This window comes from Streptomyces sp. LS1784 (assembly GCF_020103755.1).
In the GTDB taxonomy this organism is placed as follows: Bacteria; Actinomycetota; Actinomycetes; order Streptomycetales; family Streptomycetaceae; genus Kitasatospora.
Genome location: NZ_JAHSQD010000680.1, coordinates 1 through 3,942 on the forward strand (window position 1 = coordinate 1; position 3,942 = coordinate 3,942).

General features: G+C 72.0%; 3 protein-coding genes. 2 read left to right on the plus strand and 1 reads right to left on the minus strand.

The genetic code is table 11. From position 1 onward, the window contains the following. A partial coding sequence (locus KS423_RS40385) for a trehalase-like domain-containing protein (protein WP_224284714.1) occupies positions 1–408 on the minus strand: 408 nt, incomplete at its 3' end. A 711-nt stretch (positions 409–1,119) separates the two neighbouring features. On the opposite strand from KS423_RS40385, the gene KS423_RS40390 reads away from it, so the two are divergent. Then, on the plus strand, positions 1,120–2,799 hold the full coding sequence (locus KS423_RS40390) for a CTP synthase (protein WP_224284712.1): 1,680 nt from the start codon (positions 1,120–1,122) through the stop codon (positions 2,797–2,799). Positions 2,800–2,905: 106 nt separating this feature from the next. Then, positions 2,906–3,553 (plus strand): NUDIX hydrolase, encoded by a 648-nt coding sequence (locus KS423_RS40395; protein ID WP_224284713.1) that lies wholly within the window; start codon positions 2,906–2,908, stop codon positions 3,551–3,553. Positions 3,554–3,942: the final 389 nt, after the last annotated feature.

Here is a 3,942-nt window from a genome sequence, read left to right on the forward strand (position 1 = left end):
CAGCGGGCGCGGCGGCATGAAGTCGATCACCCGGACGGTGCCGCCCTGGGTGTCCCACTCCTGTTCCAGGATCAGCGAGTCGCCCCGGTAGTGGCGGCGGTCGGCGGGCAGGGCGGGGGCGGCGGCGGTGGGCGGGGGCACGCGCAGGTCGGCGGAGGTGGCGATGTGGGTCCGGCCGGTGGTGGGGGCCGTGGCGGCGGCCGGCGCGGGGACCTCGGTCAGGACGGCCTCGGCCGGGCCGATCCGCCAGAAGCCGTGTTCATCGGTGCCGAGCAGACCGGCGAACACGGCCGGCGAGTCGAAGCGGGGAAGGCAGAGCCAGTCCACCGCCCCGTCCCTGCTGACCAGGGCAGCGGTCTGCATGTCCCCGATGAGTGCGTAGTCCTCGATACGGCCGGCCACGTGGATCTCCAGTTCGCAATGTGGTCAGGGCATCGGCGAGCGGAGGGAGCGAGCGGTCTGCGGGGCCGGAGGTCCACCCCGGGACGTCCGGCCTGCCGGGGGTGGTGGCAGGCCTTGCTGGAGTGTCCGCGGGGCTCGGTCGAGCCCCTGGAGTGGGTGGGGGGAGCTGGAATACGGGGAGGTCCGGTCGCGCATCGGGGACCGGGAGTGTCCTGACCCTCCCACGCCCTCCGCGTGCTCGTGCTGTCGGCGATGCGTCCGAGCAGCTTACGACGGACGAAAGGGGCGAAGCACGCGGGCGCAGCCCGGTGTGGCGCCGCAATTCGGCGGAAATGCCGTGCATCGCGGGGGCGCGGCGCAGGATGGTCCGGAAGGATCACCTCCGCCTGGTCCGGCCGGAGGAGCCGGTATGGTCCGGATGGATGCTCCGCTCTGGCCCGGTCCGGCCGGTGGTGCGACCGGTGTGACACGTGCGGCGTGTGATGCGCCGGTGGTGCGCCCCGCGCGCGCTCCCGACGCGGCGCGCGCGGCCCGAACGGCGTCCGGGTCGGGTCACTGATACCCTGGTATCCCGTGGACCGGCGGGATCAAACGCCCCGGACCAGCCGAACCGACGACCCTTCGAGCGCCGCGCACCGAGCCGGCCTCCCGTCGCCCGGCGAACCCCGAGCCTCCCGCCCACGTCACTTTCGACACGCGACCCACGGGAGCCCCCTCTTGGCACAGCCCCATTCCGGCAAGGCAGCGAACGGCCGCGCCGTGACGACCAAGCACCTCTTCGTCACCGGGGGTGTCGCCTCTTCGCTCGGCAAGGGGCTCACCGCCTCCAGCCTCGGCGCGCTGCTCAAGGCCCGCGGCCTGCGCGTAACGATGCAGAAGCTCGACCCGTACCTCAACGTGGACCCGGGCACCATGAACCCGTTCCAGCACGGTGAGGTGTTCGTCACCGACGACGGCGCCGAGACCGACCTGGACATCGGCCACTACGAGCGGTTCCTGGACACCAACCTGCACGGCTCGGCGAACGTCACCACCGGCCAGGTGTACTCGACCGTCATCGCCAAGGAGCGCCGCGGCGAGTACCTGGGCGACACCGTCCAGGTCATCCCGCACATCACCAACGAGATCAAGTCCCGGATCCGCCGGATGGCGACCGAGGACGTCGACGTGGTGATCACCGAGGTCGGCGGCACCGTCGGCGACATCGAGTCGCTGCCGTTCCTGGAGGCCGTCCGCCAGGTCCGCCACGAGGTCGGCCGGGACAACGTGTTCTTCGTGCACGTCTCCCTGCTGCCGTACATCGGCCCCTCGGGCGAGCTGAAGACCAAGCCCACCCAGCACTCCGTCGCCGCGCTGCGCAACATCGGCATCCAGCCCGACGCGGTCGTGCTGCGCGCCGACCGCGAGGTCCCGCAGGCGATCAAGCGCAAGATCTCGATGATGTGCGACGTGGACGAGGAGGCCGTGGTCGCGGCCATCGACGCCAAGTCGATCTACGACATCCCCAAGGTGCTGCACGGCGAGGGCCTGGACGCCTACGTGGTGCGCCGCCTGGACCTGCCGTTCCGCGACGTCGACTGGACCACCTGGGACGACCTGCTGCGCCGCGTCCACGAGCCGCAGCACATCGTCAAGGTCGCCCTGGTCGGCAAGTACATCGACCTGCCGGACGCCTACCTGTCGGTGACCGAGGCGCTGCGCGCCGGCGGCTTCGCCAACAACGCCCGGGTCGAGATCAAGTGGGTCACCTCGGACGACTGCGAGACCCCCGAGGGCGCCCAGGCGCAGCTCGGCGACGTGGACGCGATCTGCATCCCCGGCGGCTTCGGCGACCGCGGCGTCAACGGCAAGGTCGGCGCGATCACCTACGCCCGCGAGAACAAGGTCCCGCTGCTGGGCCTGTGCCTGGGCCTGCAGTGCGTGGTCATCGAGGCGGCCCGCAACCTGGCCGGCCTGCCGGAGGCCAACTCCACCGAGTTCGACGCCGCCGCCAAGCACCCGGTCATCTCCACCATGGCCGAGCAGCTGGCCATCGTCGACGGCAAGGGCGACCTGGGCGGCACCATGCGCCTGGGCCTGTACCCGGCCAAGCTCGCCGAGGGCTCGATCGTCCGCGAGGTCTACGGCGGCGAGCAGTACGTCGAGGAGCGCCACCGCCACCGCTACGAGGTCAACAACGCCTACCGCGCGGACCTGGAGAAGACCGGCCTGGTGTTCTCCGGCCTCTCGCCCAAGGGCGACCTGGTCGAGTACGTCGAGTACCCGCGCGAGGTGCACCCCTACCTGGTGGCCACCCAGGCCCACCCGGAGCTGAAGTCCCGTCCGACCCGCCCGCACCCGCTGTTCGCGGGCCTGGTCAAGGCGGCCATCGAGATCAAGACCACGGCCTCCGAGTAGTCATCTTCTTCTTGGCCTCGGTCGTTCACCGGACGGCGGCCCCGCGATTCCCGCGGGGCCGCCGTTCGGCGTTAGATTGTGTCGTACTGACGAAAAGGGGAGAGCGATGGACGAGCAGAGCCGCCAGGGGATCGCCGACGTGGCCGAGGAGTGGGAGGTCCGGGCGAGCGGGACGCCGTTCCAGGGCAAGGTCACCGGGGTGCGCAGCGAGGAGGTGCGGATGCCCGACGGCAGCTGGGCCCGCCGCGACTACCAGACCCACCCCGGCTCGGTCTCGGTGCTCGCCCTGGACGACGAGCAGCGGGTGCTGGTGCTGCGCCAGTACCGCCACCCGGTGCGCCAGCGGCTGTGGGAGCTGCCGGCCGGCCTGCTCGACGTGCCCGGCGAGAACCCGTGGCACGCCGCGCAGCGCGAACTGTACGAGGAGGCGTACTGCAAGGCCGGCACCTGGCGGATCCTTGCCGACTACTACACCTCCCCGGGCGGCACCGACGAGGCGCTGCGGATGTTCCTCGCCACCGACCTGGCACCGGCCGACGGCGAGCGCTACGCGGCCGAGGGCGAGGAGCAGGAGATCGAGGTCGCCTGGGTACCGGTGCCGGAGCTGATCCGGCTGATCCAGGCCGGGAAGCTGCACAACCCGACCCTGGTCACCGGCACCCTCGCCGTGCACGCCGCACTCACCGGCCCGGACGGGCTGGACGCGCTGCGCCCGGCGGACTCGCCCTGGCCGGCCCGTCCCTTCAAGGCGTGAGGCGGCCTGCCGAGGGGTGAGGCGGCCTGCCTCCTCCGAGACCCGGGAGGGCCCCCGCGGAGCATGCGTGACCGCCGCGCGTTGAGTCGTTGGGGTGATTTGCCGATTCGTACGACCGGATGTCACCTCGGCTGAGCCGGACGGTCGAACTACGCTTCGCAGACAGGGCGCCCGTCCCGGGCCGCCTCCGCTGAGCTCCGGAGGCTGGGTACCGGAAGCCGAGCGTCGGATGCCGAGCGCGGGATGACGTCGGGAGTGGCACGGGTGGCGAGGAAGACGGCGACGATGGACCTCGGCCCCGGCGCGCCCGCCGGGGCCGTTCCGGGCCTGGAGCGGCTGCCGGCCGGTCCCGCGCTGTTCGTCGGGCGGCGCGCCGAACTGGCCGCGCT

Coding starts and splice junctions, on each gene's coding strand:
- KS423_RS40395 (WP_224284713.1), top strand. CDS start 2,906: ATGGACGAGCAGAGCCGCCAGGGGATCGCCGACGTGGCCGAGGAGTGG.